This is a genomic window from Bradyrhizobium sp. BWA-3-5, from assembly GCF_032917985.1.
Lineage (GTDB): Bacteria > Pseudomonadota > Alphaproteobacteria > Rhizobiales > Xanthobacteraceae > Bradyrhizobium.
In genome coordinates, this window is record NZ_CP136626.1 from 1,721,162 (window position 1) to 1,745,491 (window position 24,330).

Below are 24,330 nucleotides of genomic sequence, written 5' to 3' on the forward strand. Positions count from 1 at the left end.
GACTTGCGATGTGCGGCGTTTTGATCCGCTGCCGGCGGTGTCGGCAGCAGGGCAGGGCTCCTGTCAGGATGCCGCTGTGACTTCGCCCAACTTCTCTCTATATTCCGGGCTGCTCCGGGGATATTCCGGGCTGCTCCGGGGCCGGGTTCGGCGTGGCGCGGCCGGCGCCGGGGCGGTTCAAGAGGAGACACCGTGCAGACGACGCTGCTCGGCCTGGCAATCGCCTTCATCATTGCGCTGATTGCCGCGCTCGTCGGGCCATACTTCATCGACTGGAACCAGTTCCGGCCGCAATTCGAAGCCGAGGCCTCGCGGATTCTCGGGGTGCCGGTGCGCGTCGGCGGCAAGCTCGACGCGCGCCTGCTGCCGGCGCCGTCGCTGCACCTGCATTCGGTCGTGGTCGGTGGCGCCAATGACCTCGGCAAGGTTCGGGCCGACAAGCTCGACGTCGAGTTCAGCCTCGGCTCGCTGATGCGCGGCGAGGTCCGCGCCACCGAACTGACGATCAACCGCATGTCGCTCGATCTCGGCCTCGACGCCAGGGGCCGGATCGACTGGCCGGCATCGGCCGGGACGTTCAACCTGGGTTCGCTGGCGATCGACCGGCTCAATCTCACCGGCCGCATCGCGCTGCATGATGCGGCGAGCCGCTCCACGCTCGAGCTGAACGACATCGCGTTTTCCGGCGACGTCCGTTCGCTCGCCGGCTCGATCCGCGGCGACGGCAATTTCATGTTCGGAAGGATACGCTATCCGTTTCGCGTCTCCTCGGGCCAGGGCCCCGACGGCAACGGCACGCGTGTCCACCTCAACATCGATCCGGGCCAGCGCGCCATCGCGATCGATCTCGACGGCCTGCTGAGTTTCGATGCCCGCTCGCCGCGCTTTGAAGGCGCGATGACGCTGGCCACGCCCGCGCCCCAGAAGGGCAAGGCCGATGAGCAGCCGTGGCGGGTCGCCGCCAAGGTCAAGGCTGACTATTCGGCCGCGCGGCTCGACCAGCTCGAGGTGAGCTACGGCGCCGAGGAACGGGCACTGAAACTTTCCGGTAGCGGCGACGTCCGCTTCGGCGCATCCCCGCTATTGCGCGCGGCGCTTTCGGCGCGCCAGCTTGATGCCGACAGGTTCGTCGCCAGGGAGAATAGCCAGGACAACGCCGCCGAGCCGGTTCGCGCGCTGCCGGCGTTCCAGGCGCTGAACGCCGCGATTCCGCATCTGCCGATTTCAGCACAGGTTGAGCTCGCATCGGAGCAGATCATGCTGGGCGGGCGCCCGCTGCAGGACATTGCCATCGAGCTGCAGGGCGACGCCGGATCCTGGCGCGTCCATCGGCTGGAATTCCGCGCACCCGGTGCGACCCGGGTTTCGCTCAGCGAGGCGGCCGCGAAAAGCGATGCACCCGATAGCTTCAAGGCGGCGCTGAGCGTCGATTCCTCCGATCCCGACGCGCTCCTGACCTGGCTGCAGGGCCGCGGCGAGACTGCCTACCGCAGCCAGAGGCCGCTTCGCCTGCGCGGCGACATCACCGTGGCGCCGGAAGGCTTTGCCATCGAGACCATGAAAGCCGACATCGATGGCGGCACGGTCGAGGGGCAGGTGGCGGTGACGCGCCGGCAGGCCGATCGTGGCCTGCGCGTCGATGCCGAGCTGAAGTCGGAACGTCTCGATCTCGATGCCGCCACGGCGTTCGTCCGCACGCTGGCCGGACCGCAAGGCGAGTGGCCGGACGAGGGCAAGCTTTCGCTCGATGTTGGCCGCGCTGTCTCTGCCGGCCAGGAGCTCAGCCCATTACTCGCGAAAGTGGCCTATTCGCCGGCGAAGATCTCGCTCGAGCAATTGAAGATCGGCCAGCTCGAAAACGTGACGCTGGATGCCGCCGGCAATTTCGACCGCCTCGACGCAACCGGATGGCTCGCCCTCAATTCGAGCGCCGCCTCGCTCAGTCGGCTGACCAGCCTGATCGTTCCCTTTTCGCCGGCGCTGGCCGCGCGGCTCAATGCCATGGGGACCAGTCCGGGCCCGGCGCGCCTGAAGCTGGCGCTCGACCTCACCAAAAATGCAGCCGATCGCGTCCTGGCGCGCGCCATCGCTGACCTCGACGCGCCGCTGCTCAAGGGCGGCATCACGATCACCGGCAGGCCGGCCGTCGCGGCGATCCGGGGTCTCGACGTTGCGGCGCTCGGACGCAGCGAAGTCTGGATCGATTCGAAATTGTCGTCCGAGCAGGGGCGCGCCTTGCTTGCCTTGCTCGGCATCGATCGCGTCGTCGCAGCGGGCGATGGTCCTGCGCGGTTCGACGGCACCGCGACGGGCGCGTGGGGAGCGCCGCTGCGGCTCAAGGCCAAGGTTTCGGCATCCGGGCTCGATGCCGAAGCGGAAGGCTCCGCCGAGCCATGGGCGGCGGAGGCGAAGGCCAATCTTGGCCTGAAGGTTCGTAGCGCCAATTTCGGCCCGCTGCTCGATCTCAAGCCGCAGGACACGCTGGCACAGAACATCGGCCTCTCGGCGCGGGTGCAGCTCACCGGCAACAAGCTGACCTTCGACGATCTCGACAGCACCCTCGGTGGCTCGCGGCTGCGCGGCCGCATGGCGGTGACGCTCGCCGAGGAAAAGGAGATCGAGGGCGAAATCGGCGCCGAGCAGCTCGCGCTGGCGCCGGCCTTTGCGCTGGCGCTCGGCGCCGCCGGGCATGATGCCGCCGAGCCGCTCGGCACTGGGCTTGTGAAGGGCTGGCGCGGCAGGGTTGCGTTTCAAGCGCTGCGCGGCCTGCTCCCCGGCGGCAGCGAATTGCAGCCGGTGAGCGGGGTGCTCAGGAGTGACGGCCAGTCGCTAACCTTCGACGCCATCACTGGCAAGATCGGCGGCGGCGAGGTCAGCGCCAGCATCGACGCAAGGCCAGGCGCGAACGGCATCGGCTTGAATGCGAGCGTGCAGTTCAAGGGCGTCGACGGCGCGGCGTTGCGCTATCGCAACCTGGCAATGCCCGCCGGCCAGGCGTCGCTGCAGATGACGCTGACCAGCCAGGGCCGCAGCGCCGCGGCGCTCGCCGGCGCGATGTCGGGCAGCGGGACGCTGACGCTGGAAGCGGCCAGGATTGCGGGCCTCGATCCCCGTGCCTTCGAAGTGGCGGTCCGCGCCAATGACACCGGGCAGGCCAAGGACGACGTTCGCTTGAAGCAGATCGTCGAAGCCACGCTACCGGCCGGCGCGCTTGCGATTCCTTCCGCGCAAATTCCCTTCACCATCCGCGACGGCCGGCTTCGCGTCGGGGCGACGGCACTCGACGGCAATGGCGTGCGCGCCACCGTCTCCGGCGGTTATGATATTGCCGCCGATCAGGCCGATATCCGCGCCGCTCTTTCACTGACGATGACGACCGGGCGTCCGGAGATTCAGCTGCTCGCGGTCGGCACGCCGGACGCGCTCACCCGCAGCGTCGACGTGGCGCCATTGTCCTCGTGGCTGGCGGTGCGCGCGATCGATCACGAAACCAAGCGGCTCGATGCGATCGAGCGCGGCGAGCCGCCGCCGGCCGCGCCGCCGCCGATCGTGCTGCCCGCGGAGGGCCTGTTGCCGATACCCGAGGCGGCGCCCGCACCGGCGGCCCAGAAGGGTGGCCGTGATCGCCGGCCTCCAGCGAAGAAGGCGGCCTCGCCGCGTCCGCCCACCGTCAACGCGCCAGCCGCGCCCGTCGCCGGCGCGCCGCAGGTTGCGCCGCTGCCGCCGCCAATTAACGTCCGGCCCGCGCCCGGCGCCGCGAGACCTCGCCCACCGCTCGCGCTGACCCCGCAGGTCGGCAATCCGCCGCCGCGCTCGAACTAGAGCGTGCAATCAGACGCGGCCGCCCGAGCGCTAGAGACCACCACGTCCTTCCCAGTACGTCGGTATCCCGTAGTGCCGGTGAGTGCGCGTTTCCCAATCTCGATCCTGCCATGAGTCATCGCTGAACTCAGGCGCATCCCTCAGCTGTTGCTCGGTGATAGCAGTTCGAAAACCACCAAGCGACGTGTCATAGGTCAGAGCGCTCCACGGGATGGGGTAATGGCTATGACCCAACCCGACAAAACCGCCAAAGCTCATGACGGCATAAGCTACGCGACCCGACACCTTGTCGATAATGAGGTGATCAATCTCCCCGATATTCTTTCCGCCTGCGCCATAAACTTCGGTTCCATGAATGTCTTCGCTTGAGATGCATTGATGATCTGGGTGAGCTGTTGCGCGGGCCATGGCTGCGACTCCCTTCACAAGTGGATTTAGTCGAATTAACTCGGCCGCTACGGGAGGCGTTCCGGCAGCCGAGAACATTTCACAGCTTGGCCAAAGGGCTCTGAATGGCGCCGCGGCTGGTGCGGTTCTTCACGCAGCGGGGCTTATGGGTGCCGGGCTAGCCAAGCACGATCTCCCTCTCGATTCCGATCGCCTGCAAAAACGTCTCGTCGTGGCTGATCACGATCAGCGCGCCGTCGAATCCTTTCAGCGCGCCTTCCAGTTCCTCGATCGAAGCGAGATCGAGATGGTTGGTCGGCTCGTCCAGCAGCAACAGGAACGGGGCTTGCTGCCGCGCGAAGACGCAGGCGAGGCCGGCGCGCAGCCGCTCGCCGCCGCTCAGGGTTTTGGCGATCTGCAGCGCTGCGCGGTTGCGGAACGCAAACCGCGCCAGTGCGGCGTGGGCTTCGTTGGCCGAGAGCTCCGGGTTCAGGCATCGCAGATTGTCGAGGATGCTCGCGTCAGGCTGGAGCAGGCCGACGTGCTGGTCGAGCACGGCGATGCGGTCGGTGAAGCTGCCGATGTCGCCGAGTGCCGGTTTCAGCTCGCCGGTGAGCAGGCGGAATAATGTCGTTTTGCCGGAGCCGTTGGCGCCGCGGATGGCGATCCGCTCGGGTCCGCGGACCTCGAACGAGAGCGGGCCGAACAGATGCCGCTCCCCGAAATTCATGACGACATCCCTGAACGCGATCAGTTCGCGGCCGCCGGGCAGATCGGTGCGCGGCAGCTCGATCGAGAGCGGCGTCAGGACCTCGACCTGCGCTCTCGCCGTCTCCAGCGCCTCGATGCGGTCGCCGAGCAGGCGGGCGGCGAGGTGGCTGTCGCGCGCGGCACTGTTCTCGGCGCGCTCCTTCTCGCGGTCCATGAACATCTTGTCCTCGATGCCCTTGGCGCGCCAGGCGCGGCCGGCCTTGTCGCGGCGCGCTTTCTTCTCGCGCCCCTTCTGCAGCGCGCGTTCGGTGCTCCGCAGGGCATCCGAGGCGCGGTCGAGCTCGCCGGCGGCGCGGGCGCGGGCGGCCTCGCGCGCTTCGGCGAACGCCGGCCACGCGCCGCCGAAGATAGTGATGCCGACCGGCGTCAACTCGACGATGCGATCGACGTGTTTCAATAGCGCCCGGTCGTGGCTGGCGAGGAGAACGCCGCCGCGCCAGCGCGCCAGCAGTTCGGCCACGGCCCGCCGCCCGTCGGTATCGAGATTGTTGGTCGGCTCATCCAGCAGCACCAAATCGGGCGCATCGATCAACAGACGCGCCAGTGCGACGCGGGTTCGCTCGCCGCCGCTGAGCGAAGCAGTCGGGCGATCGAGCGGCAACGACGGCAGCCCGGCTTCGGCCAGCGCCGCCTGTATCCGCGTTGCCAGCGTCCAGTCCGCCTCGGCGGCATCATCCAGCGAGCCTTCGCCGCGTTCGAGCCGGTGCAGCCGGGCGAGGCCGGTGGCAACGCCGAGCGCCTCGCCGGCCGTCAGCCGCTCGTCGGCGAGCTGCGTCAGCATGCCGACCCTGCCGATGCGCTGCACCGATCCGCTGGCGGGTTCGATTTCGCCCGCGATCAGGCGCAGCAATGTGGATTTGCCGCTGCCGTTGCGGCCGACCAAGCCGGTGCGCTCGCCGCCGACGGCGAGCGTCAATCCATCGAACAGCTTGCGTCCGTCAGGCGTGGCGAGGGAGATGGAATCCAGGACGAGAAGGCCAGGCATGGAGAGAGTTTTCCAAAAATGAACTGAAATCGCGGGGCTTGGTCAGCTTTGCGAAGTCCATTTCTCTCTCCAGGGATGCTGTGTGATGGGTTCCGCCGGTTAGGCGCCGCCACTTAAATAGGCGTTGGCGTCATTGGCGTCCAGCGTATCCTGTGGGCGCTTGGGGCGGCGGGAATAGTCTGGGCACAGCGGGGTCTGTATCTGCGGCTGGACCGTGGACTTTAGCTTACGCAGGAAAACCGGAGGTTCGCATGATGAAATCGGCACTCAAGCTCGCGACGCTGGCACTGTTTTCGATGGCCCTGGTCGCTTCGCCACCCGGTCCGGCCTTTGCCGCGGGCGGTGGTGGTGACCCGCCGTCGGCCGCCCCACCGCCGCCGCCCACCTCGTCGGGGGTCAAATCGACAACCAAAGCCAAGAAAAAATCCGCCAAGCAGTCGAGCCTCGACGATGCGGCGTTCCGGCAGGGTTACCGCGCCGCGCATGCGACGATCTATGAACGCGGCGATTATGCGGCCGCCATCGACCAGCTCAAGGCGCTGGGACACGACGACAACGCCGGCGTCGCCAACCTGATCGGTTACTCCTATCGGAAGCTCGGCGACTACAGGCTGTCGCAGACCTGGTACGAGCGCGCGCTGAAAGCGGACCCGAACCATGTGCTGACCTGGCAGTATTACGGCCTGTGGCAGATCGAACAGGGCAATCGCGACCAGGCTTCGTATCATCTGGCCCGGATCGCGGCGATTTGCGGCACTTCCTGCGAAGAGTATCGCTCGCTCGCCGCGGCACTGGAAAAGCCGCCCGGCACAGGACTGGTTTACTAGAGCATGATCCGGAAAAGTGTGAAGCGGTTTTCCCTCGCGACAAACGCGGAACGCGTTTGCGCGGAGATCATGCTCAAACAAAGATCTAAAGCGCGATGACGATTCACCCAAATCTCATCGCGCTTTAGCCTTTGCGTCGAAAAAGGGCGGGCGCGCCAGCGCGCTCGCCTCGATTGAACTTCAAGCCTGCAGCCCTCAAGCCTGTGGCCGCGGGGCCTCGGACGCCACAGCCGCCGGCATGGCGCGGGTGCGGAAGTAGTCGAGCACGAACAGGCGGATCGCCGAGGACAGGTTGCCCTGCTGGCGATTGCTGTCGATCTCGCCGACCAGCTCGGACAGCGTCATGTTCCGCAGGCCCGAGATTTCCTTCATGCCGTTCCAGAAAGCTTCCTCGAGGCTGACGCTGGTCTTGTGGCCGGCGACGACGATCGAGCGTTTGACGACGGGCGACTTCATGACGCGTCTCCGTCATTGAGCTTGTGCTGATCAAGGACATCGGCGGCGCGGTCCTTGCGCCGCTCATCGAGGGCGCGCTCGGCCTTGGTCCGGCCGAACCGCGCGCGGTTGGCGTCGGCCTGCTTTGCCAACTGTTCCCGCTCGTTGCGCTTCTTGAATCTCTTCAGGTTGATCACGTCTCCCATGTTCGCCTCCATCATCCGGCGACTCGAAGGCATGATGAATCATCAGCGGGAAAAATGTCGAGTGGTGCGCACGCAAATTGATTGGTCATTCGGAATCCCCGTGTACCGCCCTCTGATAGCATCAAAGAATAAATTTCGCTCTGCGAAAATTGAATTTTCCTGCTCCTATCATGTGTCGGCGCAGCGACGATAGATGATCAACCTCATTCTCTACATACGATCCATAACTTATACGCATCATCCGTAGTTTCCCGGGGGGCGACCGGGGACCGTCAGCCGGGGTGTGTCATTTTGTCCGGCTGTACCAGACGTTCGAATTCGGCGGCGTTCACAAACCCGAGACGTACCGCTTCTTCCTTCAGTGTAGTTCCGCGCGCGTGCGCCTCTTTGGCGACCTTTGCCGCGTTGTCGTATCCGATCTTGGGGGCCAGCGCGGTGACCAGCATCAGCGAACGCTCCATCAATTCGCGAATTCGCTTTTCGTCGGCGCGTATCCCCACCACGCAATGTTCGGTGAACGAGCGCGCGACGTCCGACAGCAGTTGAATGGAATTCATCATACAATATGCCAATACGGGTTTGTAAACATTCAATTCGAAATGCCCCTGACTTCCCGCGATGGTGACGGCGGTCTGGTTGCCGAACACCTGGCAGCAGACCATGGTCATCGCCTCGCACTGCGTCGGATTGACCTTGCCGGGCATGATCGACGAGCCCGGTTCATTTTCTGGTAAGACCAATTCACCAAGACCGGAGCGCGGGCCCGATCCCAAGAGGCGAATGTCATTGGCGATCTTGAACAGTCCGGTTGCCACCGAATTGATCGCACCATGCGCCGAGACATAGGCGTCGTTGGAAGCCAGCGCCTCGAACTTGTTGGGCGCGCTGGTGAAGGGCAGCTTGGTGATGCCGGCAACCTGCCTGGCGAACAGCTTGGCGAATTTCGGTTTCGAGTTGAGGCCCGTTCCCACCGCGGTGCCGCCTTGCGCCAGCGGAAGCAATTCCTTCACCGCCGTCCTCAGCCGCGCGATGCCGCTTTCGACCTGCGCGGCGTAGCCTGAAAATTCCTGCCCCAGCGTCAACGGCGTTGCGTCCTGGGTGTGGGTTCGCCCGATCTTGACGATCTTCGCGAACGCCTTTTCCTTCCTTTGCAGCTCGCGTTGCAGTTCGCTCAGCGCCGGTATCAGGTCCGACGTGATGCGCCCGGCGGCGGCGATGTGCATCGCGGTCGGAAATGCATCGTTCGACGACTGGCTCATGTTGACGTGATCGTTGGGATGAACCGGCTTCTTGGCGCCGAGTTCGAAGCCCAGCATCTCGTTGGCGCGGTTGGCGATCACCTCGTTGAGGTTCATGTTGGTCTGCGTGCCGGACCCGGTCTGCCAGACCACCAGCGGAAAGTGATCGTCGAGCTTGCCGTCGATCACCTCGCGCGCGGCGCGGATGATGGCGCCGGCCCTGCGCGCGTCGAGCAGTCCGAGTTCCCGGTTGGTCTGCGCGGCGGCGAGCTTGACGATGCCGAGCGCATGGACCACCGCCATCGGCATGCGGTCCTGGCCGATCTTGAAGTTCTGGCGCGAGCGCTCGGTCTGTGCGCCCCAATAGCGGTCGGCGGCGACGTCGATCGGGCCGAAGCTGTCGGTCTCGCTGCGGGTGGATTTGTTTCCGGATGTTTCTGATCGAGCCATGCGTAATGTCCGTCTGCCGTGAAATGGCGGAACGGACACACTACAGCGTCGCGGTTTTTCCCGCGCCTGGATTATTTCTTGCGAAAGCGATCCAGCCGAACCACTTCGGCGCCTTCGCTCGTCTTCGCCGGCTCGTCGTTGTTTTCCACGGCCGCCTCCGGCGCGGCGACAGGCAGGGCGGACGGCGTGGGCACGGCCGGCAGCTTTGCCGGCGACTCCTCTGCGATGGCTTCAGACGGCTCGAATTGCAGGCCGAACTGCACCGAAGGATCGAGGAAGCTCTTGATCGCCGCGAACGGCACCACCAGCCGCTCGGGAATGCCGCCGAAGGACAGCCCGACCTCGAAACGGTCGTCCGTCACCACGAGGTCCCAGAATTGGTGCTGCAGGATGATGGTCATCTCTTCCGGGTATTGCGCCAGCAGCCGCGGCGACAGCTTCACGCCGTCGGCGGTCGACAGGAAAGTGATGAAGAAATGATGCTCGCCGGGCAGGCCGTGTTCGGCGGCGTCGGCCAGCACACGGCGCAGCACCCCGCGCAGCGCGTCGCGCGCCAGCACATCATAACGGATATGATCGGTTGCCATGGTCGTCCTGTTACGGGTCGTCCTGTTACCTCTGCGGCCGCCGGTCCCCCGACTCGCCCCTTTGCCCTCATGCTACCCCGGCAGGAGCCGCAGGTCAGCAGGCGCGACAGACCGAATTGCGGCAGAACGGCCCACTGGCCGGAAGTGAAAAGAAATAAAGTGGAGGCTTCTGTTGCCAGGTGCCTCCGGACCCCGCCTAGCGGAGCTTAACCCGCTAGGACTTTAGATTGGTCTTTCAAACTGCGTTACGCAGCCTGAGCAACCGGAGCATAGTTGTCGTTTGCAACTATTGCATAGCCCGATAACGGCGGAACCATACCGAGAAAAAACTCGCCCTTTACGCCCTCGTCGATCCTGGTTCGCCCCCGCCGAAACCCGCTCCTTACGGGGTGGGCTTTGGTGGAGGCGCCGGGTACTGCCCCCGGGTCCGAATGGTTTATTGCGACGGTCATTTATTTCCATAGCCGGCGAACCGGCACCCCCAATATAGGGTGCAAGGCCGCAGAAAAACAGGGCCTTCAGGCCCGAACGGGAGGGGAACACAGCCCTGAACTTTCGCTTTGCTGTCGCCGAGTTGCGGTTTCGCCACGGACTCGATCCATTCGCGAGTGCGGCGGGTTGCGAGTGGCCCGGCGCTGCATGAATTTTCGGCGGCGCGAAGCAGGGCTGGATGCCCGAGGGACTAGGTCACGCGCGAGATTTAGCGGCGCTGCAATCGCAAGGTTGCGAGCGCTGGGCCCGGGGGCGGTTTCGATTATGGTCTTAAGGCGTCATTTGCTGTTCGGCCCAAAAGCGTTTTTGGTTTTGCTGGCGTTGTCCGGCGAAAGTCGCTAGCAAGTTTCCGGGACAAGCTTCCAGGTCATCCAAACAAGCGGGCGGAGCCGCCTTTGGGGAGGAGTATCTATGAACGCTACGCCGGGCCAAGCGCCGGTCAAATCTATCATGCCTAAATGGGTTCGGAATCCGCAGGACTTCATCGGCGGAATAGCCATGATGGCGATCGCCGTGTTCGCGCTGTGGGCGTCGAGCGATCTGCAGGGCATGCGCGGCTTCTCATTCGGCGCCGGCACGGCACCGCGGATGTTCGCGACCCTGCTGCTCGGATTGGGCGCGGCCATCACCGCCGTCGGCATTCTGACCGAAGGTCAGCACCTTGCCAAATATCATTGGCGCGGTCCGTTCTTCGTGACGCTCGCGATCTTGTCGTTTTCCCAGACGATCCGCCCGATGGGCATGATCTTCGCTGCCATGACGAGCTTCCTGATCGCGGCATGCGGATCGCCGGAGACGCGGTGGATGGAAGCGGTCATTGTCGGTGCCTGCCTGACGGCATTTTGCGCCCTGCTGTTTCCCTATGCGCTCGGTCTGCCTCTGCAGCTCCTGCCGACTTTCATGATCCGGTGAGGGCGAGATGGGCGATCTTTTTTCAAATCTTGGGTTGGGCTTCGGCGTCGTTTTCCAGTTCGTGCAGTGGACCCCCGCCTTCCTCGGCGGGACTTCCATTCCGATCCCCGTCAACATCCTGCTCTGCCTGATCGGGGCGCTGGTCGGCACCCTCGTCGGCGTGCTGCCGGGCATCGGCACCATCGCCACCGTGGCGATGCTGCTGCCGATCACCTTCGGCCTGCCGCCGGTGGGCGCGCTGATCATGTTGGCCGGCATCTATTACGGTGCGCAGTATGGCGGCTCGACCACGTCGATTCTGGTCAACATTCCCGGCGAGGCCGGCTCTGTGGTTACCGCGCTCGACGGCTTCCAGATGGCCAAGCAGGGCCGCGCCGGTCCGGCGCTGGCGATCGCCGCGATCGGCTCGTTCTTCGCCGGCTGCGTCGCGACGGTGCTGATTGCCATTCTCGGCGCGCCGCTCACCAAGCTCGCGCTGGCGTTCGGGCCTGCCGAATATTTCTCGCTGATGGTGCTCGGCCTGATCTTCGCGGTGGTACTCGCGAAAGGCTCGGTGCTGAAGGCGATCGCAATGATCGTCCTCGGCCTGCTGCTTTCCATGGTCGGGTCTGATATCGAGACCGGCGCCTCGCGCATGGCCTTCAACATTCCCGAACTGGCTGACGGTCTCGGCTTCGCCACGCTGGCGATGGGATTGTTCGGTTTTGCGGAGATCATCCGCAATCTCGATGCCGGCGGCGAAAGCGATCGCGAACTGGTCCAGCAAAAGGTCTCCGGCCTGATGCCGACGGGCAAGGATCTCCAGGATTCAACGCCTGCAATCCTGCGCGGCACTGTGCTCGGCTCGATCCTCGGCATCCTGCCGGGGGGCGGCGCCGTCATCGCCTCGTTCGCGGCCTATACGCTCGAGAAGAAGATCTCGAAGACGCCGCAGAAGTTCGGCCGCGGCGCGATCCAGGGCGTTGCGGCGCCGGAAAGCGCCAACAACGCCGCGGCGCAGACCTCGTTCATCCCGCTTCTGACGCTCGGGATTCCGCCGAACGCGGTGATGGCGCTGATGGTCGGTGCGATGACCATTCACGGCATCGTGCCCGGTCCGCAGGTGATGCAGAAGCAGCCTGATCTCGTCTGGGGCATGATCGCCTCGATGTGGGTCGGCAATCTGATGCTGCTCATCATCAACTTGCCGCTGGTCGGCATCTGGGTGCGGCTGTTGCGCGTGCCGTATCGCCTGATGTTCCCGTCGATCGTGATCTTCTGCTCGATCGGCATCTACTCGGTGAACAACGCACCGACCGATGTCATCATTGCAGGCGCATTCGGGTTGGTCGGCTACTGGCTGATCAAGCACGATTTCGAGCCCGCGCCGCTGCTGCTCGGCATGGTGCTCGGACCGCTAATGGAGGAAAACCTGCGCCGGGCGCTTTTGATCTCGCGCGGCGACTGGTCGGTGTTCCTGACGCGTCCGCTGTCCGCAGCGCTGATGGCGATTGCGGCGGCCCTGCTGGTGCTGACGGTGCTGCCGACGCTGCGCAAGAAACGCGAAGAGGTGTTCGTCGAGTCAGAGAATTGACCCGCGAGAGCTGGAACTGACCCTGCGGCTGTCCGCCGCAGGTTGAAGTCTGGCCGACTTCGCGTGAACTGATATTAGAGGCGGATGCCGGCTTGGGAGAGCCGGCATTTGTTTAAGGGCTGAAGGAACTTAACATGAATGGCTATGGACGCTCGCTGGCGAGCGGCTGTCTGGCCGTGCTTGCCGGGCTCGCATTGCTTTCTGCACCGGCCAAGGCTCAGACCTATCCGACGCGCAATATCACCATGATCGTGCCGTTCGCGGCGGGCGGACCGACCGATGTCATCGCGCGCATCGTCACCGGCCACATGGCGCAGACGCTCGGTCAGACCATCATCATCGAAAACGTGGTCGGCGCCGGCGGCACCACCGCCACCACGCGCGCGGCGCGCGCCGCCAATGACGGCTATACGCTGATCACGGGGCATATGGGCACGCACGCCGCCTCCGTGCCGCTCTATCCCAAGCTCGCCTACCACCCCGAGAAGGATTTCGAGCCGGTCGGGCTGCTCGCCGGCACGCCGATCCTGATCCTGGCGCGCAAGGATCTGCCGCCGAAGGACCTCAAGGAGTTCATCGCCTACGTCAAGGCGAACGAGAGCAAGGTCAATGCGGCGCATGCCGGCATAGGTTCGGTCTCCAACGTCTCCTGCGAGCTCTTGAACTCGGTGCTCGGCGTCAAACCGATCGGCGTGCCCTTCAACGGCACCGGTCCGGCAATGAACGCGCTGGTGGCGGGGCAGGTCGACTATATGTGCGACCAGATCGTCAACGCAGTGCCGCAGATCAACGGCGGCACCATCAAGGCCTATGCGGTGGCGACGCCGGAGCGTAACCCCTCGCTGCCCGATGTCCCGACGACCACCGAGGCTGGCCTGCCGGCCTTCCAGGCCCAGGCCTGGAACGCGATTTTCGCGCCGAAGGGAACGCCGGCGGATGTCGTCGCCAAGCTGAACGACGCGGTCGTCAAGGCGCTCAACGACGAGGGCGTGCGCAAGCGCCTGCTCGATCTCGGCAGCGTCATCCCGGCGCCGGCCGATCGCACGCCGGCTGCGCTCGGAACGCTGGTGAAGAACGAGATCGCGAAGTGGACGCCGGTGCTCAAGCCGGTGAATTGATCCACCTGATCAAGCGGATAGGGCAGGGGCGGAACGTGGGTTCCGCCCCTTGTCGTTTATCCCGGGGAACATCATTTTTCCGGGTATAATCGGGGCATGAACGCCGAATCGGCGTGTCGATCGGATATCCCGGCCGTTAAATTCGCGTCTCCGATCAAGGGTCCGAAGCTACCGCCATGCACCAGTATCACGACCTGCTCGAACGTATCCTTGCCGACGGCGCGGAGAAGCACGACCGCACCGGCACCGGCACGCTATCGATCTTCGGCCACCAGATGCGGTTCAATTTGTCGGCCGGCTTTCCGATGCTGACCACCAAGCGACTGCCGCTGAAGGCGATCGTTCACGAGTTGCTCTGGTTCCTGGCCGGCGATACCAACATCAAATACCTCAAGGACAATGGCGTTTCGATCTGGGATGAATGGGCCGACGCCAACGGTGACCTCGGGCCGGTCTACGGCTCGCAATGGCGCTCCTGGCCGGCGCCCGACGGGCGCAGCATCGACCAGATCTCGAACGTCATCGACATGATCAAGCGCAATCCGGATTCACGGCGCCTGATCGTGAGTGCCTGGAATCCGGCTGACGTCGACAAGATGGCACTGCCGCCCTGTCACTGCCTGTTCCAGTTCTACGTCGCGAACGGCAAGCTTTCCTGCCAGCTCTATCAGCGTTCCGCCGACGTGTTCCTCGGCGTGCCCTTCAACATCGCATCCTATTCGCTTCTGACCATGATGGTCGCGCAGGTGACGGGATTGAAGCCGGGCGATTTCGTGCACTCGTTCGGCGATGCGCATCTCTACTCCAACCACCTCGAACAGGCGCGGCTGCAACTGACGCGGCCAACGCGGCCATTGCCGACAATGAAGATCAATCCCGACGTGAAGGATATCTTCGCGTTTCGCTTTGAGGATTTCGCGCTCGAAGGCTACGATCCGCACCCGCACATCAAGGCGGAAGTCGCGGTGTGAGGGATTGATGTCGCTCAACATCCGCCGTGCGCGCCCCGGCGAAGCCGGCCTTGTCCTCTCCTTTGTCCGCGAACTCGCCGACTACGAAAAGCTGCTTCACGAAATGGAGGCGACCGAGGACGGCATCGATGCGGCGCTGTTCGGCGAAAGTCCGCGCCTGTTTTGCGAGATCGCCGAATGGGAGGGCGAGCCGGTCGGCTTTGCGGTCTGGTTCGTCAATTTCTCAACCTTCAGCGGCCGCTATGGAATCTATCTGGAGGATCTGTTCGTCCGTCCCGCCCAGCGCGGCAAGGGTATCGGCAAGGCGCTGCTCGTGCATCTCGCCAGGGAGTGTGTCGCCAACGGCTGGTCGCGATTGCAGTGGGCGGTGCTCGATTGGAACGCGCCGTCGATCGCGTTCTACAAATCGCTCGGCGGCGAGATGATGGACGAGTGGACGATCTGCCGCGTCGACGGCCCGGCGCTGACGGCGCTCGCACGAGGGACGCGCTGATGGAAATCGTTCTCGTCGCCGCGGTCGCGGAGAATGGCGTGATCGGCGCGCAGGGCGGCATGCCGTGGCGTCTGAAATCCGACCTGGCGCGCCTCAAGGCGCTGACGATAGGCAAGCCCGTGGTGATGGGACGCAAGACCTTCGCCTCGATCGGCCGGCCGCTTCCCGGGCGGACCAACATCGTCGTGACCCGCGATGCGACCTTCCGCGCCGATGGCGTCGTGGTTACCCGTTCCTTCACCGATGCGAGAGCGGTCGCCATGGGCGACGCGCTGCGGCGTTTCGCCACTGAGATCGCGGTGATCGGCGGCGCGGAAATCTATGCGCAATGGATGGATAGCGCCGACCGGCTTGAGATTACCGAGGTGCATGCCCGTCCCGACGGCGACACGCATTTCCCGGCGATCGATGAAACCGCCTGGGAAGAGGTGGCGCGGCTGCGGAATCCGGCCGGCCCGCACGACAGTGCCGATTTTTCCTATGTGACATATCGTCGGCGCAAATAGCCCCAATCGTCGCATTAACCTCGCTAACCAATGTTTGCATTGACAATTATGGCCTCAGGCATAGCTGCTTCGGGAGGTAAGCTTGCGTTGTAAGGGGCCTAGCGGTCCCCTATAAAGCCGACCGGATATGCGAGGCCTAAGTCGGCTGCCGGACAGGCGGACCCGGGGCCTTTCGCAGAGGAGAGTTTATATGCCGTGGAAGAATCAAGGCGGAGGCCCCTGGGGCCAGGGTCCCAAGGGCCCATGGGGCGGCGGTCCGCAGTCCGGCGGGCCAAGGCCACCCGACCTCGAGGACCTTCTGCGGCGCGGCCAGGACAGGCTGCAGCAGCTTCTGCCGGGCGGCCATTTCAGCGGCATGGGCATCGCGCTGGTGCTGATCGGCGCGCTGGCGATCTGGGGATTGTCCGGCTTTTTCCGCGTGCAGTCGGAAGAGCTCGGCGTCGTGCTGCGCTTCGGCAAGCATGTGCGCACCGTCGATCCCGGCCTGAACTACCATCTGCCGTATCCGATCGAAACCGTGCTGCTGCCGAAGGCGCTGCGCGTGTCCACGATTTCGATCGGCATGACGCTGATCGACGACCCGGCTAGGCGCGGCCGCACCATGCGCGACGTGCCGGAGGAAAGCCTGATGCTGACCGGCGACGAAAACATCGTCGACGTCGACTTCACGGTGCTGTGGCGGATCAAGCCGAACGGCGTCGGCAATTTCCTGTTCAACATCCAGAACCCCGAAGGCACCGTGAAGGCGGTGGCCGAAAGCGCGATGCGCGAGGTGATCGGGCGTTCGCAGATTCAGCCGATCCTGACCGGCGCCCGCAACACCACCGAGCAGGCCGTTCATGAACTGATGCAGAAGACGCTGGATAGCTACGGTTCCGGCGTCCAGATCACGCAGGTGCAGATGCAGAAGGTCGACCCGCCCGCGCAGGTCATCGACGCGTTCCGCGACGTGCAAGCGGCGCGCGCCGACTTCGAGCGGCTGCAGAACGAGGCGCAGGGCTACGCCAACCGCGTCGTTCCTGACGCGCGCGGTCGTGCCGCGCAGATCCTGCAGGTCGCCGAAGGTTACAAGGAGCAGGCGGTCGCCGAGGCCAAGGGCCAGAGCGCGCGCTTTACCAAGGTCTATGACGAGTACAAGAAGGCGCCCGACGTGACGCGGCAGCGAATCTATCTGGAGACGATGGAGCGGATTCTCGGCGGCTCCGAGAAGCTGGTCTATGACAGCGGCAACTCCGCGCAGAGCAACATCGTGCCCTATCTGCCGCTCAGCGAGTTGACGCCGCGGCGTCCGCCACAGGCGACGGGTCAGCAGCAGCAGAGCGGAGGCACGCGATGAGGTCTCCCGTTGCAGGTATTGTCGCCCTGATCCTTTTGTTCATCGTGGTGATCGTGGGCTACAGCTCGATCTTCACGGTGTCGCAGACCGAACAGGCGCTCGTGGTCCGGCTCGGCCGGCCGGTCGACGTCGTGTCCGAGCCGGGCCTGAACTTCAAGGCGCCGTTCATCGACACCGTCATCAGCATCGACAAGCGCATCCTCGATCTGGAAAATCCGTCGCAGGAAGTCATCGCTTCCGACCAGAAGCGGCTCGTCGTCGATGCCTTCGCGCGCTACCGGATCAAGAACCCGCTGCGCTTCTATCAGAGCATCGGTTCGATCCAGGCCGCCAACATCCAGCTCACCACGCTGCTCAACGCCGCGCTGCGCCGCGTGCTCGGCGAGGTAACCTTCATCAACGTGGTGCGCGACGAACGCGAGAACCTGATGACGCGCATCCGCGACCAGCTCGACCGGGAGTCCGACCAGTACGGCATCCAGGTGGTTGACGTGCGGATCCGCCGCGCCGATCTGCCGGAGCAGAACAGCCAGGCGGTCTACAAGCGCATGCAGACCGAACGTGAGCGCGAGGCCCAGGAATTCCGCGCGCAAGGCGGCCAGAAGGCGCAGGAGATCCGCTCCAAGGCCGACCGCGAGGCGACCGTCATCGTGGCCGAGGCCAACTCGACCGCCGAGCAGGTGCGCGGCGCCGGCGACGCCGAGCGCAACCGCCTGTTCGCCGAGGCCTATGGCCGCGATCCGGATTTCTTCGCCTTCTACCGCTCGATGACGGCGTATGAGACCGGGCTCCGTTCCAACGACACGCGTTTCCTGCTGCGGCCGGATTCCGAGTTCTTCCGCTTCTTCGCCAATCCGTCCGGCCATCCGCCGGCGGCGCCTTCGGCGTCAGCGGCGCCGAAGCCGTAAGGGCGGATCGGCCGGGAATACTTACGGCGGCGAAGCGGGGCTGCTTCGCCGGAAAAAGCAAAAAGCCGTTTGACTAGCTGGGGGATGCCAATCGATGAGGTCCATTGGGTTCAACGACTTCCTCGTCGGTTTGGGCATCCTCTTTGTTCTCGAAGGCTTGATGTTCGCCGCCAGCCCGGCCTGGATGCGCCGGGCAATGAAGAGCGCGCTGGCAACGCCGGACAACATCCTGCGGACCGTCGGCATCGTCTCGGCGGTCATCGGCCTGATCCTGATCTGGTTCGTACGGCGGTAGGTCCGGGTACTCATTCCGGGGCACGCAGCGTGAACTAAGGGGTGCCCTTGCGCCCCTGAGAATCTCGAGGTTCCACAATGTGCGAGCGCACATTGGGGTTCGCTTCGCGCCCCGGAACGACGGTATCCAAAACCCTTCAGGACAGGCTCTGGTGCCAACGTAATCGTGAGCCCTCGCGGGCCGGTTTTTCGCCGGAATACCAGTTGCAGATGCTTGCGCCTTGAACCCGTTCGGGCGCAGTGTGGACCCAAATTTCGAGCCTTTGGAGACGAGTCGATATGACCGGTGCCAGACCTGCCTTGACGAGCCGCCTGCGCCTGATGGGGATTGCGATCTCGCTCAGTGCCGCCAGCTTGCTGGCCCCCGTGCCGGCCAGCGCGCGGGGGCCGGACGGCATCGCAGACATCGCCGAGAAGGTGATCGATTCCGTGGTCAACATCTCGACCTCGCAGAGCGTCGAGGCCAAGGGCGGTCGCAGCGAGATGCCGCAACTGCCGCCGGGCTCGCCGTTCGAGGAGTTCTTCGACGACTTCTTCAAGAACCGCCGCGGCGGCAGCCCGAAGGGCGGCGACAAGAGCGGCGAAATGCAGACGCCGCGCAAGACCAATTCGCTCGGCTCCGGCTTCATCATCGATGCCTCCGGCGTCGTCGTCACCAACAATCACGTCATCGCCGATGCCGACGAGATCAACGTGATCATGAACGACGGCACCAAGATCAAGGCCGAGCTGGTCGGCGTCGACAAGAAGACCGACATCGCGGTGCTCAAGTTCAAGCCGGTGAAGCCGGTCAACGCGGTGAAGTTCGGCGATTCCGACAAGCTGCGGCTCGGCGAATGGGTGATCGCGATCGGCAATCCGTTCAGCCTCGGCGGCTCGGTGACCGCCGGCATCGTGTCGGCGCGCAATCGCGACATCAGCCAGGGACCGTACGACAACTACATCCAGACCGACGCGTCCATCAACCGCGGCAATTCCGGCGGCCCGCTGTTCAACCTCGAAGGCGAAGTGGTCGGCGTCAACACGCTGATCATCTCGCCGACCGGTGGCTCGATCGGCCTTGGCTTCGCGGTGCCGTCGAAGACGGTAGCCGGCGTCGTCGATCAGCTCCGGCAGTTCGGCGAATTGCGCCGCGGCTGGCTCGGCGTGCGCATCCAGCAGGTCACCGACGAGATCGCCGAAAGCCTCAGCATCAAGCCCGCCCGCGGCGCGCTGGTCGCCGGCGTCGACGACAAGGGGCCGGCGAAACCGGCCGGCATCGAGCCGGGCGATGTCGTCGTCAAGTTCGACGGCAAGGACGTCAAGGACCCGAAGGATCTCTCCCGCGTCGTCGCCGACACCGCGGTCGGCAAGGAAGTCGACGTCATCATCATCCGCAAGGGCAAGGAGGAGACCCGCAAGGTCACGCTCGGGCGTCTTGAGGATACTGAAAAGGTGCAGCAGGCCGCCGCCAAGACCAAGGAAGAGCCGGCCGAGAAGCCGGTGACGCAAAAGGCGCTCGGCCTCGACCTCGCCGCGCTGAGCAAGGATCTGCGCACCAAGTACAAGATCAAGGAAAGCGTGAAGGGCGTCATCGTCACCGGCGTCGACGGCAACTCCGACGCCGCCGAGAAGCGGCTCTCCGCCGGCGACGTCATCGTCGAGGTAGCGCAGGAAGCCGTCACCAGCGCCGCCGACATCAAGAAGCGCGTCGACCAGCTCAAGAAGGACGGCAAGAAGTCGGTGCTGCTACTGGTGTCGAACGGCGACGGCGAACTGCGGTTTGTGGCGCTGAGCGTGCAGTAGACAAGTTTGAATGGCTGTGCTGGTCGCTCCGAATGACGATGTCGTCCCTGCGAACGCAGGGACCCATAACCACCGGCCCTGATTGCAGTAAAGGCAACTCGCCCCAGCGCGCCGCCGATAGGCCGCAGCGTATGGCTCCCTGCGTTCGCAGGGACACGCAGAGATTATCCCCCCACAAACTCCTCGCGCCGATAGCCTTGCGCATAGAGCAGCGCGGTGAGATCGCCGTAGTCGATCCGCGCGGCAGCCGCGGCGGCAACTGCCGGCTTGGCGTGATAGGCAACCCCGAGCCCCGCGGCCTGGATCATGCCGAGGTCGTTGGCGCCGTCGCCGGTCACCAGCGTATCGATCTCGTCGAGGTCGAAGGATTCGCGCAGCTCAATCAGCGTTGCCAGCTTGGCGGCGCGGCCGAGGATCGGCTCGGCCACTTCGCCGGTGAACTTGCCGTCCTGAACCTTCAATTCGTTGGCGCGGTTTTCCTGGAAGCCGATTGTTGCCGCCACCGCATTGGTGAACAGCGTGAAGCCGCCCGAGATCAGACAGGTGTAGGCGCCATTGGCGCGCATGGTCATGACCAGCTCGCGGCCGCCTGGCGTCGGCGTGATGTGCTTGGCCAGCACCTCGTCGACCACACTGACCGGGAGGTCCTTCAACAGCGCCACGCGCTCGCGCAGCGCCGGCTCGAATTCGATCTCGCCGCGCATGGCGCGTTCGGTGATGGCCGAGACATGCGTCTTCAGGCCGGCGAAGTCGGCCAGCTCGTCGATGCATTCCTGGCCGATCATGGTGGAATCCATGTCGGCCAGAAAAAGCTTCTTGCGCCTGGCAGCCGCAGGCTGCACGACGATGTCGATCGGCAGGTCGCCGCGCGCCGCCTGGAGGCGGGTTTCGATCGCCTTGATTTCGTCCGGGCTATTAACCTGACGGTCGAAGGGAATGTCGACCGCGACCTCGTTGAACAGCCATTGCGCCGTTCCGGGCGAGGGGAGTACGGCCAATGCGCCGTCGACAATGGTACTGTCGAGCGCGGGATTGGCCGGATTGCAGATCAGGGTGGCGACGAGGGACATGCAGGCGCATCAGCTGGATTTGAGCAAGGCCGTGCTTATCGCAGGGCCGACCGCCAGCGGCAAGTCGGCCCTGGCGCTCGAACTGGCGCAAAAAACCGGCGGACTGGTCATCAATACCGATTCCATGCAGGTCTACCGGGATCTGCGCATCATCACGGCGCGGCCGACGCCTGACGAAGAGGCCCGCGTGCCGCACCGGCTCTATGGCCATGTCGACGCCTCCATCAATTTCTCGGCCGGAGCCTGGGTGGCGGATGCGGAAAAGGTGCTCACGGAGGCGCGCGCGGCAAAGCGTCTGCCGATCTTCATCGGCGGCTCCGGGCTTTACTTCAAGGCGCTGACGCGTGGCCTGTCCGCAGTGCCGCCGATCCCGTCGGAAGTGCGCGAGGCCGTCCGCGCGCGGCTGGAACGCGACGGTGTCGAAGCGCTGCACGCCGAACTGACGCGGCGCGATCCGGCGTCGGCTGAACGGCTGAAGCCGCGCGACCGCACGCGGATCGCCCGCGCACTGGAGGTGATCGAGGCGACCGGCCGCGCGTTGCCGGATTGGCACCGCGAAGGCCTGCCGCCGCTGCTGCCGCCGGGCGAATTCTCGGCGCTGTTCCTCGCGCCCGACCGCGACCAGCTTTACGCGCGGATCGATGCGCGCTTCGGGGTAATGCTTGAAGCCGGCGCGCTGGAGGAGGTCGCCGCGCTATCGGCGCGAAAGCTCAATCCGCTGCTACCGGCAATGAAGGCCCATGGCGTGCCGGCGCTGATCCGCCACATCAGCGGTGAGATCACCCGCGATCAGGCCGCCGAGATCGGCCGCGCCGACACCCGCCATTACGCCAAGCGGCAATTCACCTGGTTTCGCCACCAACTGCCGGAGTTCGAGTGGGTCACGCCGGAGGCGGCGAGGGGGTGGGTCGGACGCGTTCACGGCGTCCCGGGCTAGGCCGTCATGCCCGGCTTGTCCTGGGCATCCACGACCCATGTTTCAGCCGTCGCCAGACGTGGGCTGGGACAAACCCGGACACCCCGACAAGTGAATCCGAGCGTCCTCAGCATGAAATTCCCTCTCGCCGAACGCCCGGAACGCAGTTACACTCCCAAAATTCGCGCTGAATGCGTCCTTCCCTTGACTTCCAGGGGACGGACGGTATAACCCGCGCAACCTTTGGGAAGTCCGAGCCGCAAAATGCGTAATATTATTACCAAACTCGCCCTTATCGTAGTCGTACCCAGGCGCACCGCCGGGGGTGGCTGACGGCCACTCAAATTCAGGCGGTGTGCATGGGCCTCTCGGGCCCTTTTTTATTTCCCGAGACAGATCAAGCCGCTGGCAACAGCAAATCCGGAGAGAACCATGACCGAGCAGAGCAACGACCCCAATCAGATGACCGGCGCCGCGATGATCGTGCGCGCGCTCATCGATCACGGCGTCCAGCACATCTTCGGCTATCCCGGCGGCGCGGTGCTTCCGATCTATGACGAGATTTTCCAGCAGAGCGAGGTCGAGCACATCCTGGTGCGGCACGAGCAGGGCGCCGGCCATGCGGCCGAGGGCTATGCGCGCTCCACCGGCAAACCCGGCGTGGTGCTGGTGACGTCGGGCCCCGGCGCCACCAACATGGTGACCCCGCTGACGGACGCCCTGATGGATTCGATTCCGCTGGTCTGCATCACCGGGCAGGTTCCTACTCACCTGATCGGCAACGACGCGTTCCAGGAATGCGACACGGTCGGCATCACCCGTCCCTGCACCAAGCACAATTGGCTGGTGCGCGACGTCAACGATCTCGCAAAGGTGCTGCATGAAGCCTTCTACGTCGCGACCTCGGGCCGTCCCGGCCCGGTACTGGTCGACGTGCCCAAGGACGTGCAGTTTGCGACCGGCACCTATCATCCGCCGCGCAAGGATGACGTGCACGTTTCCTATACGCCGCGGGTGAAGGGCGATGAGGCGCAGATCCGCAAAGCGGTGGCGCTGCTGGCGTCCGCCAAGCGGCCGGTGATCTATTCCGGCGGCGGCGTCATCAATTCCGGACCGGTCGCGTCGAACCTGTTGCGCGAGCTGGTCGAGGTCACCGGCTTTCCGATCACCTCGACCCTGATGGGCCTCGGCGCCTATCCGGCATCGGGCAAGAACTGGCTCGGCATGCTCGGCATGCACGGCACCTACGAGGCCAACATGGCGATGCATGGCTGCGACGTCATGCTGTGCGTCGGCGCGCGTTTCGACGACCGCATCACCGGCCGCGTCGATGCGTTCTCGCCGGGATCGAAGAAGATCCACATCGATATCGATCCGTCCTCGATCAACAAGAATATCCGTGTCGACGTGCCGATCATCGGCGATGCCGGCAACGTGCTCGGCGACCTCCTGCAGGTGTTCAAGGCGGAAGCCAAGAAGCCCGACATCAAGGCCTGGTGGCAGGAGATCGCCAAGTGGCGGGCGCGCAATTCGCTGTCCTACAAGAAGAGCAGCGAGGTCATCCTGCCGCAGCATGCCATCCAGAAGCTGTTCGAGGCGACGCGGGGGCACGACACCTACATCACGACCGAAGTCGGTCAGCACCAGATGTGGGCGGCGCAGTTCTTCGGCTTCGAGGAGCCGCACCGCTGGATGACGTCCGGCGGGCTCGGCACCATGGGCTACGGCCTGCCGGCGGCGCTCGGCGTGCAGGTCGCGCACCCGGATAGCCTCGTGATTGACATCGCCGGTGATGCCTCGGTGCAGATGACCATGCAGGAGATGTCGACGGCGGTTCAGTATGAGCTGCCGATCAAGATCTTCATCCTGAACAACCAGTATATGGGCATGGTGCGGCAGTGGCAGCAGCTCCTGCACGGCAACCGCCTGTCGCATTCCTACTCGGAGGCCCTGCCTGATTTCGTCAAGCTGGCGGACGCGTTCGGCTGCGTCGGCCTGCAGGCGATCAAGCCCGGCGATCTCGACGGCGCGCTCAAGGAGATGATCAAGATCAAGCGCCCGGTGCTGTTCGATTGCCGCGTCGCCGCGCTGGAAAACTGCTTCCCGATGATTCCGTCCGGCAAGGCGCATAACGAAATGCTGTTGCCGGTGGAGGCCACGGATGAGGCCACTGCCGCGGCGTTCGCCGGCGGCAAGGCGCTGGTGTGAGTGTGAGGACGCGAGACCAAAACTCCGCTGTCATCGCGCG

Annotated in this window: 21 protein-coding genes and 1 other RNA gene; 14 read left to right on the forward strand and 8 right to left on the reverse strand. The window is 64.7% G+C overall.

The features are described from left to right. Positions 1-192 precede the first annotated feature (192 nt). The gene (locus tag RX331_RS08340; RefSeq protein WP_317256121.1) at positions 193-3,822 is read left to right on the forward strand and encodes an AsmA-like C-terminal region-containing protein; all 3,630 of its coding nucleotides are present in this window, start codon (positions 193-195) and stop codon (positions 3,820-3,822) included. A 30-nt stretch (positions 3,823-3,852) separates the two neighbouring features. Here the strand turns inward: RX331_RS08340 and RX331_RS08345 are convergent, their stop codons facing one another. Next, positions 3,853-4,230 (reverse strand): PRC-barrel domain-containing protein, encoded by a 378-nt coding sequence (locus RX331_RS08345; RefSeq protein ID WP_317256122.1) that lies wholly within the window; start codon positions 4,228-4,230, stop codon positions 3,853-3,855. Positions 4,231-4,387: 157 nt separating this feature from the next. Beyond that, entirely contained in the window at positions 4,388-5,965 is a 1,578-nt protein-coding gene (locus tag RX331_RS08350) for an ABC-F family ATP-binding cassette domain-containing protein (RefSeq protein ID WP_317256123.1), read from the reverse strand. A 251-nt stretch (positions 5,966-6,216) separates the two neighbouring features. Here RX331_RS08350 and RX331_RS08355 point away from each other — a divergent pair, with 251 nt between their 5' ends. Next, positions 6,217-6,792, forward strand: a complete 576-nt coding sequence (locus RX331_RS08355; RefSeq protein ID WP_317256124.1) for a tetratricopeptide repeat protein — start codon at positions 6,217-6,219, stop codon at positions 6,790-6,792. A 195-nt stretch (positions 6,793-6,987) separates the two neighbouring features. Here the strand turns inward: RX331_RS08355 and RX331_RS08360 are convergent, their stop codons facing one another. The 5 genes from RX331_RS08360 to ssrA all read right to left on the reverse strand — a co-directional run bounded on the left by RX331_RS08360 (position 6,988) and on the right by ssrA (position 10,224). After that, on the reverse strand, positions 6,988-7,248 hold the full coding sequence (locus RX331_RS08360) for a ribbon-helix-helix domain-containing protein (protein ID WP_317256125.1): 261 nt from the start codon (positions 7,246-7,248) through the stop codon (positions 6,988-6,990). Next, the gene (locus RX331_RS08365) at positions 7,245-7,433 is read right to left on the reverse strand and encodes a DUF4169 family protein (RefSeq protein ID WP_283034742.1); all 189 of its coding nucleotides are present in this window, start codon (positions 7,431-7,433) and stop codon (positions 7,245-7,247) included. The genes RX331_RS08360 and RX331_RS08365 overlap by 4 nt, the downstream gene beginning before the upstream one ends. Positions 7,434-7,705: 272 nt before the next feature. Then, complete coding sequence (fumC, locus tag RX331_RS08370) at positions 7,706-9,121, reverse strand: class II fumarate hydratase (protein ID WP_317256126.1); 1,416 nt, start codon at positions 9,119-9,121, stop codon at positions 7,706-7,708. A 71-nt stretch (positions 9,122-9,192) separates the two neighbouring features. After that, positions 9,193-9,708: an SspB family protein gene (locus tag RX331_RS08375; protein ID WP_317256127.1), complete on the reverse strand. Its 516-nt coding sequence runs from the start codon at positions 9,706-9,708 to the stop codon at positions 9,193-9,195. Between the two features lie 158 nt (positions 9,709-9,866). After that, positions 9,867-10,224: a transfer-messenger RNA gene (gene ssrA / locus RX331_RS08380) on the reverse strand. 387 nt (positions 10,225-10,611) lie between these two features. Between ssrA and RX331_RS08385 the strand changes: the two genes are divergently transcribed. From RX331_RS08385 to RX331_RS08430, 10 genes are all read left to right on the forward strand, one after another. Continuing rightward, complete coding sequence (locus RX331_RS08385) at positions 10,612-11,112, forward strand: tripartite tricarboxylate transporter TctB family protein (RefSeq protein ID WP_317256128.1); 501 nt, start codon at positions 10,612-10,614, stop codon at positions 11,110-11,112. 7 nt (positions 11,113-11,119) lie between these two features. Continuing rightward, entirely contained in the window at positions 11,120-12,685 is a 1,566-nt protein-coding gene (locus RX331_RS08390) for a tripartite tricarboxylate transporter permease (protein ID WP_317256129.1), read from the forward strand. Between the two features lie 134 nt (positions 12,686-12,819). After that, positions 12,820-13,803: a tripartite tricarboxylate transporter substrate binding protein BugD gene (locus RX331_RS08395; protein ID WP_317256130.1), complete on the forward strand. Its 984-nt coding sequence runs from the start codon at positions 12,820-12,822 to the stop codon at positions 13,801-13,803. 176 nt (positions 13,804-13,979) lie between these two features. After that, positions 13,980-14,774 carry a thymidylate synthase gene (locus RX331_RS08400; protein WP_317256131.1) on the forward strand — a complete coding sequence of 265 codons (795 nt, stop codon included), beginning with the start codon at positions 13,980-13,982 and terminating at the stop codon, positions 14,772-14,774. 7 nt (positions 14,775-14,781) lie between these two features. Further along, positions 14,782-15,267 (forward strand): GNAT family N-acetyltransferase, encoded by a 486-nt coding sequence (locus tag RX331_RS08405; RefSeq protein ID WP_317256132.1) that lies wholly within the window; start codon positions 14,782-14,784, stop codon positions 15,265-15,267. Continuing rightward, a complete protein-coding gene (locus RX331_RS08410; RefSeq protein WP_317256133.1) occupies positions 15,267-15,773 on the forward strand; it encodes a dihydrofolate reductase in 507 nt (168 codons plus the stop codon). The genes RX331_RS08405 and RX331_RS08410 overlap by 1 nt, the downstream gene beginning before the upstream one ends. Positions 15,774-15,963: 190 nt before the next feature. After that, positions 15,964-17,109, forward strand: coding sequence for an FtsH protease activity modulator HflK (hflK, locus tag RX331_RS08415; RefSeq protein ID WP_317256134.1), 1,146 nt, complete (start codon positions 15,964-15,966; stop codon positions 17,107-17,109). After that, on the forward strand, positions 17,106-18,017 hold the full coding sequence (hflC, locus tag RX331_RS08420; RefSeq protein WP_317256135.1) for a protease modulator HflC: 912 nt from the start codon (positions 17,106-17,108) through the stop codon (positions 18,015-18,017). Before hflK ends, hflC begins: the two co-directional genes overlap by 4 nt. Positions 18,018-18,111: 94 nt before the next feature. After that, positions 18,112-18,312 carry a DUF2065 domain-containing protein gene (locus RX331_RS08425; RefSeq protein ID WP_317256136.1) on the forward strand — a complete coding sequence of 67 codons (201 nt, stop codon included), beginning with the start codon at positions 18,112-18,114 and terminating at the stop codon, positions 18,310-18,312. A 278-nt stretch (positions 18,313-18,590) separates the two neighbouring features. Then, a complete protein-coding gene (locus RX331_RS08430; RefSeq protein ID WP_317256137.1) occupies positions 18,591-20,096 on the forward strand; it encodes a Do family serine endopeptidase in 1,506 nt (501 codons plus the stop codon). A gap of 164 nt (positions 20,097-20,260) precedes the next feature. Here the strand turns inward: RX331_RS08430 and serB are convergent, their stop codons facing one another. Then, on the reverse strand, positions 20,261-21,166 hold the full coding sequence (gene serB / locus RX331_RS08435) for a phosphoserine phosphatase SerB (RefSeq protein ID WP_317256138.1): 906 nt from the start codon (positions 21,164-21,166) through the stop codon (positions 20,261-20,263). Here serB and miaA point away from each other — a divergent pair. Continuing rightward, positions 21,165-22,103: a tRNA (adenosine(37)-N6)-dimethylallyltransferase MiaA gene (miaA, locus tag RX331_RS08440; RefSeq protein ID WP_317256139.1), complete on the forward strand. Its 939-nt coding sequence runs from the start codon at positions 21,165-21,167 to the stop codon at positions 22,101-22,103. The genes serB and miaA overlap by 2 nt on opposite strands. A gap of 411 nt (positions 22,104-22,514) precedes the next feature. Next, the gene (locus tag RX331_RS08445; RefSeq protein ID WP_317256140.1) at positions 22,515-24,290 is read left to right on the forward strand and encodes an acetolactate synthase 3 large subunit; all 1,776 of its coding nucleotides are present in this window, start codon (positions 22,515-22,517) and stop codon (positions 24,288-24,290) included. Positions 24,291-24,330: the final 40 nt, after the last annotated feature.

Bases quoted from the DNA above. Each gene is read 5' to 3' on its own strand.
- RX331_RS08410 (WP_317256133.1), top strand. From the start codon at position 15,267: ATGGAAATCGTTCTCGTCGCCGCGGTCGCGGAGAATGGCGTGATCGGC.
- RX331_RS08425 (WP_317256136.1), top strand. From the start codon at position 18,112: ATGAGGTCCATTGGGTTCAACGACTTCCTCGTCGGTTTGGGCATCCTC.
- RX331_RS08385 (WP_317256128.1), top strand. From the start codon at position 10,612: ATGAACGCTACGCCGGGCCAAGCGCCGGTCAAATCTATCATGCCTAAA.
- hflC (WP_317256135.1), top strand. From the start codon at position 17,106: ATGAGGTCTCCCGTTGCAGGTATTGTCGCCCTGATCCTTTTGTTCATC.
- RX331_RS08360 (WP_317256125.1), bottom strand. From the start codon at position 7,248: ATGAAGTCGCCCGTCGTCAAACGCTCGATCGTCGTCGCCGGCCACAAG.
- RX331_RS08430 (WP_317256137.1), top strand. From the start codon at position 18,591: ATGACCGGTGCCAGACCTGCCTTGACGAGCCGCCTGCGCCTGATGGGG.
- RX331_RS08375 (WP_317256127.1), bottom strand. From the start codon at position 9,708: ATGGCAACCGATCATATCCGTTATGATGTGCTGGCGCGCGACGCGCTG.
- hflK (WP_317256134.1), top strand. From the start codon at position 15,964: ATGCCGTGGAAGAATCAAGGCGGAGGCCCCTGGGGCCAGGGTCCCAAG.
- serB (WP_317256138.1), bottom strand. From the start codon at position 21,166: ATGTCCCTCGTCGCCACCCTGATCTGCAATCCGGCCAATCCCGCGCTC.
- RX331_RS08405 (WP_317256132.1), top strand. From the start codon at position 14,782: ATGTCGCTCAACATCCGCCGTGCGCGCCCCGGCGAAGCCGGCCTTGTC.
- RX331_RS08400 (WP_317256131.1), top strand. From the start codon at position 13,980: ATGCACCAGTATCACGACCTGCTCGAACGTATCCTTGCCGACGGCGCG.
- miaA (WP_317256139.1), top strand. From the start codon at position 21,165: ATGCAGGCGCATCAGCTGGATTTGAGCAAGGCCGTGCTTATCGCAGGG.
- fumC (WP_317256126.1), bottom strand. From the start codon at position 9,121: ATGGCTCGATCAGAAACATCCGGAAACAAATCCACCCGCAGCGAGACC.
- RX331_RS08350 (WP_317256123.1), bottom strand. From the start codon at position 5,965: ATGCCTGGCCTTCTCGTCCTGGATTCCATCTCCCTCGCCACGCCTGAC.
- RX331_RS08395 (WP_317256130.1), top strand. From the start codon at position 12,820: ATGAATGGCTATGGACGCTCGCTGGCGAGCGGCTGTCTGGCCGTGCTT.
- RX331_RS08345 (WP_317256122.1), bottom strand. From the start codon at position 4,230: ATGGCCCGCGCAACAGCTCACCCAGATCATCAATGCATCTCAAGCGAA.
- RX331_RS08355 (WP_317256124.1), top strand. From the start codon at position 6,217: ATGATGAAATCGGCACTCAAGCTCGCGACGCTGGCACTGTTTTCGATG.
- RX331_RS08390 (WP_317256129.1), top strand. From the start codon at position 11,120: ATGGGCGATCTTTTTTCAAATCTTGGGTTGGGCTTCGGCGTCGTTTTC.
- RX331_RS08365 (WP_283034742.1), bottom strand. From the start codon at position 7,433: ATGGGAGACGTGATCAACCTGAAGAGATTCAAGAAGCGCAACGAGCGG.
- RX331_RS08445 (WP_317256140.1), top strand. From the start codon at position 22,515: ATGACCGAGCAGAGCAACGACCCCAATCAGATGACCGGCGCCGCGATG.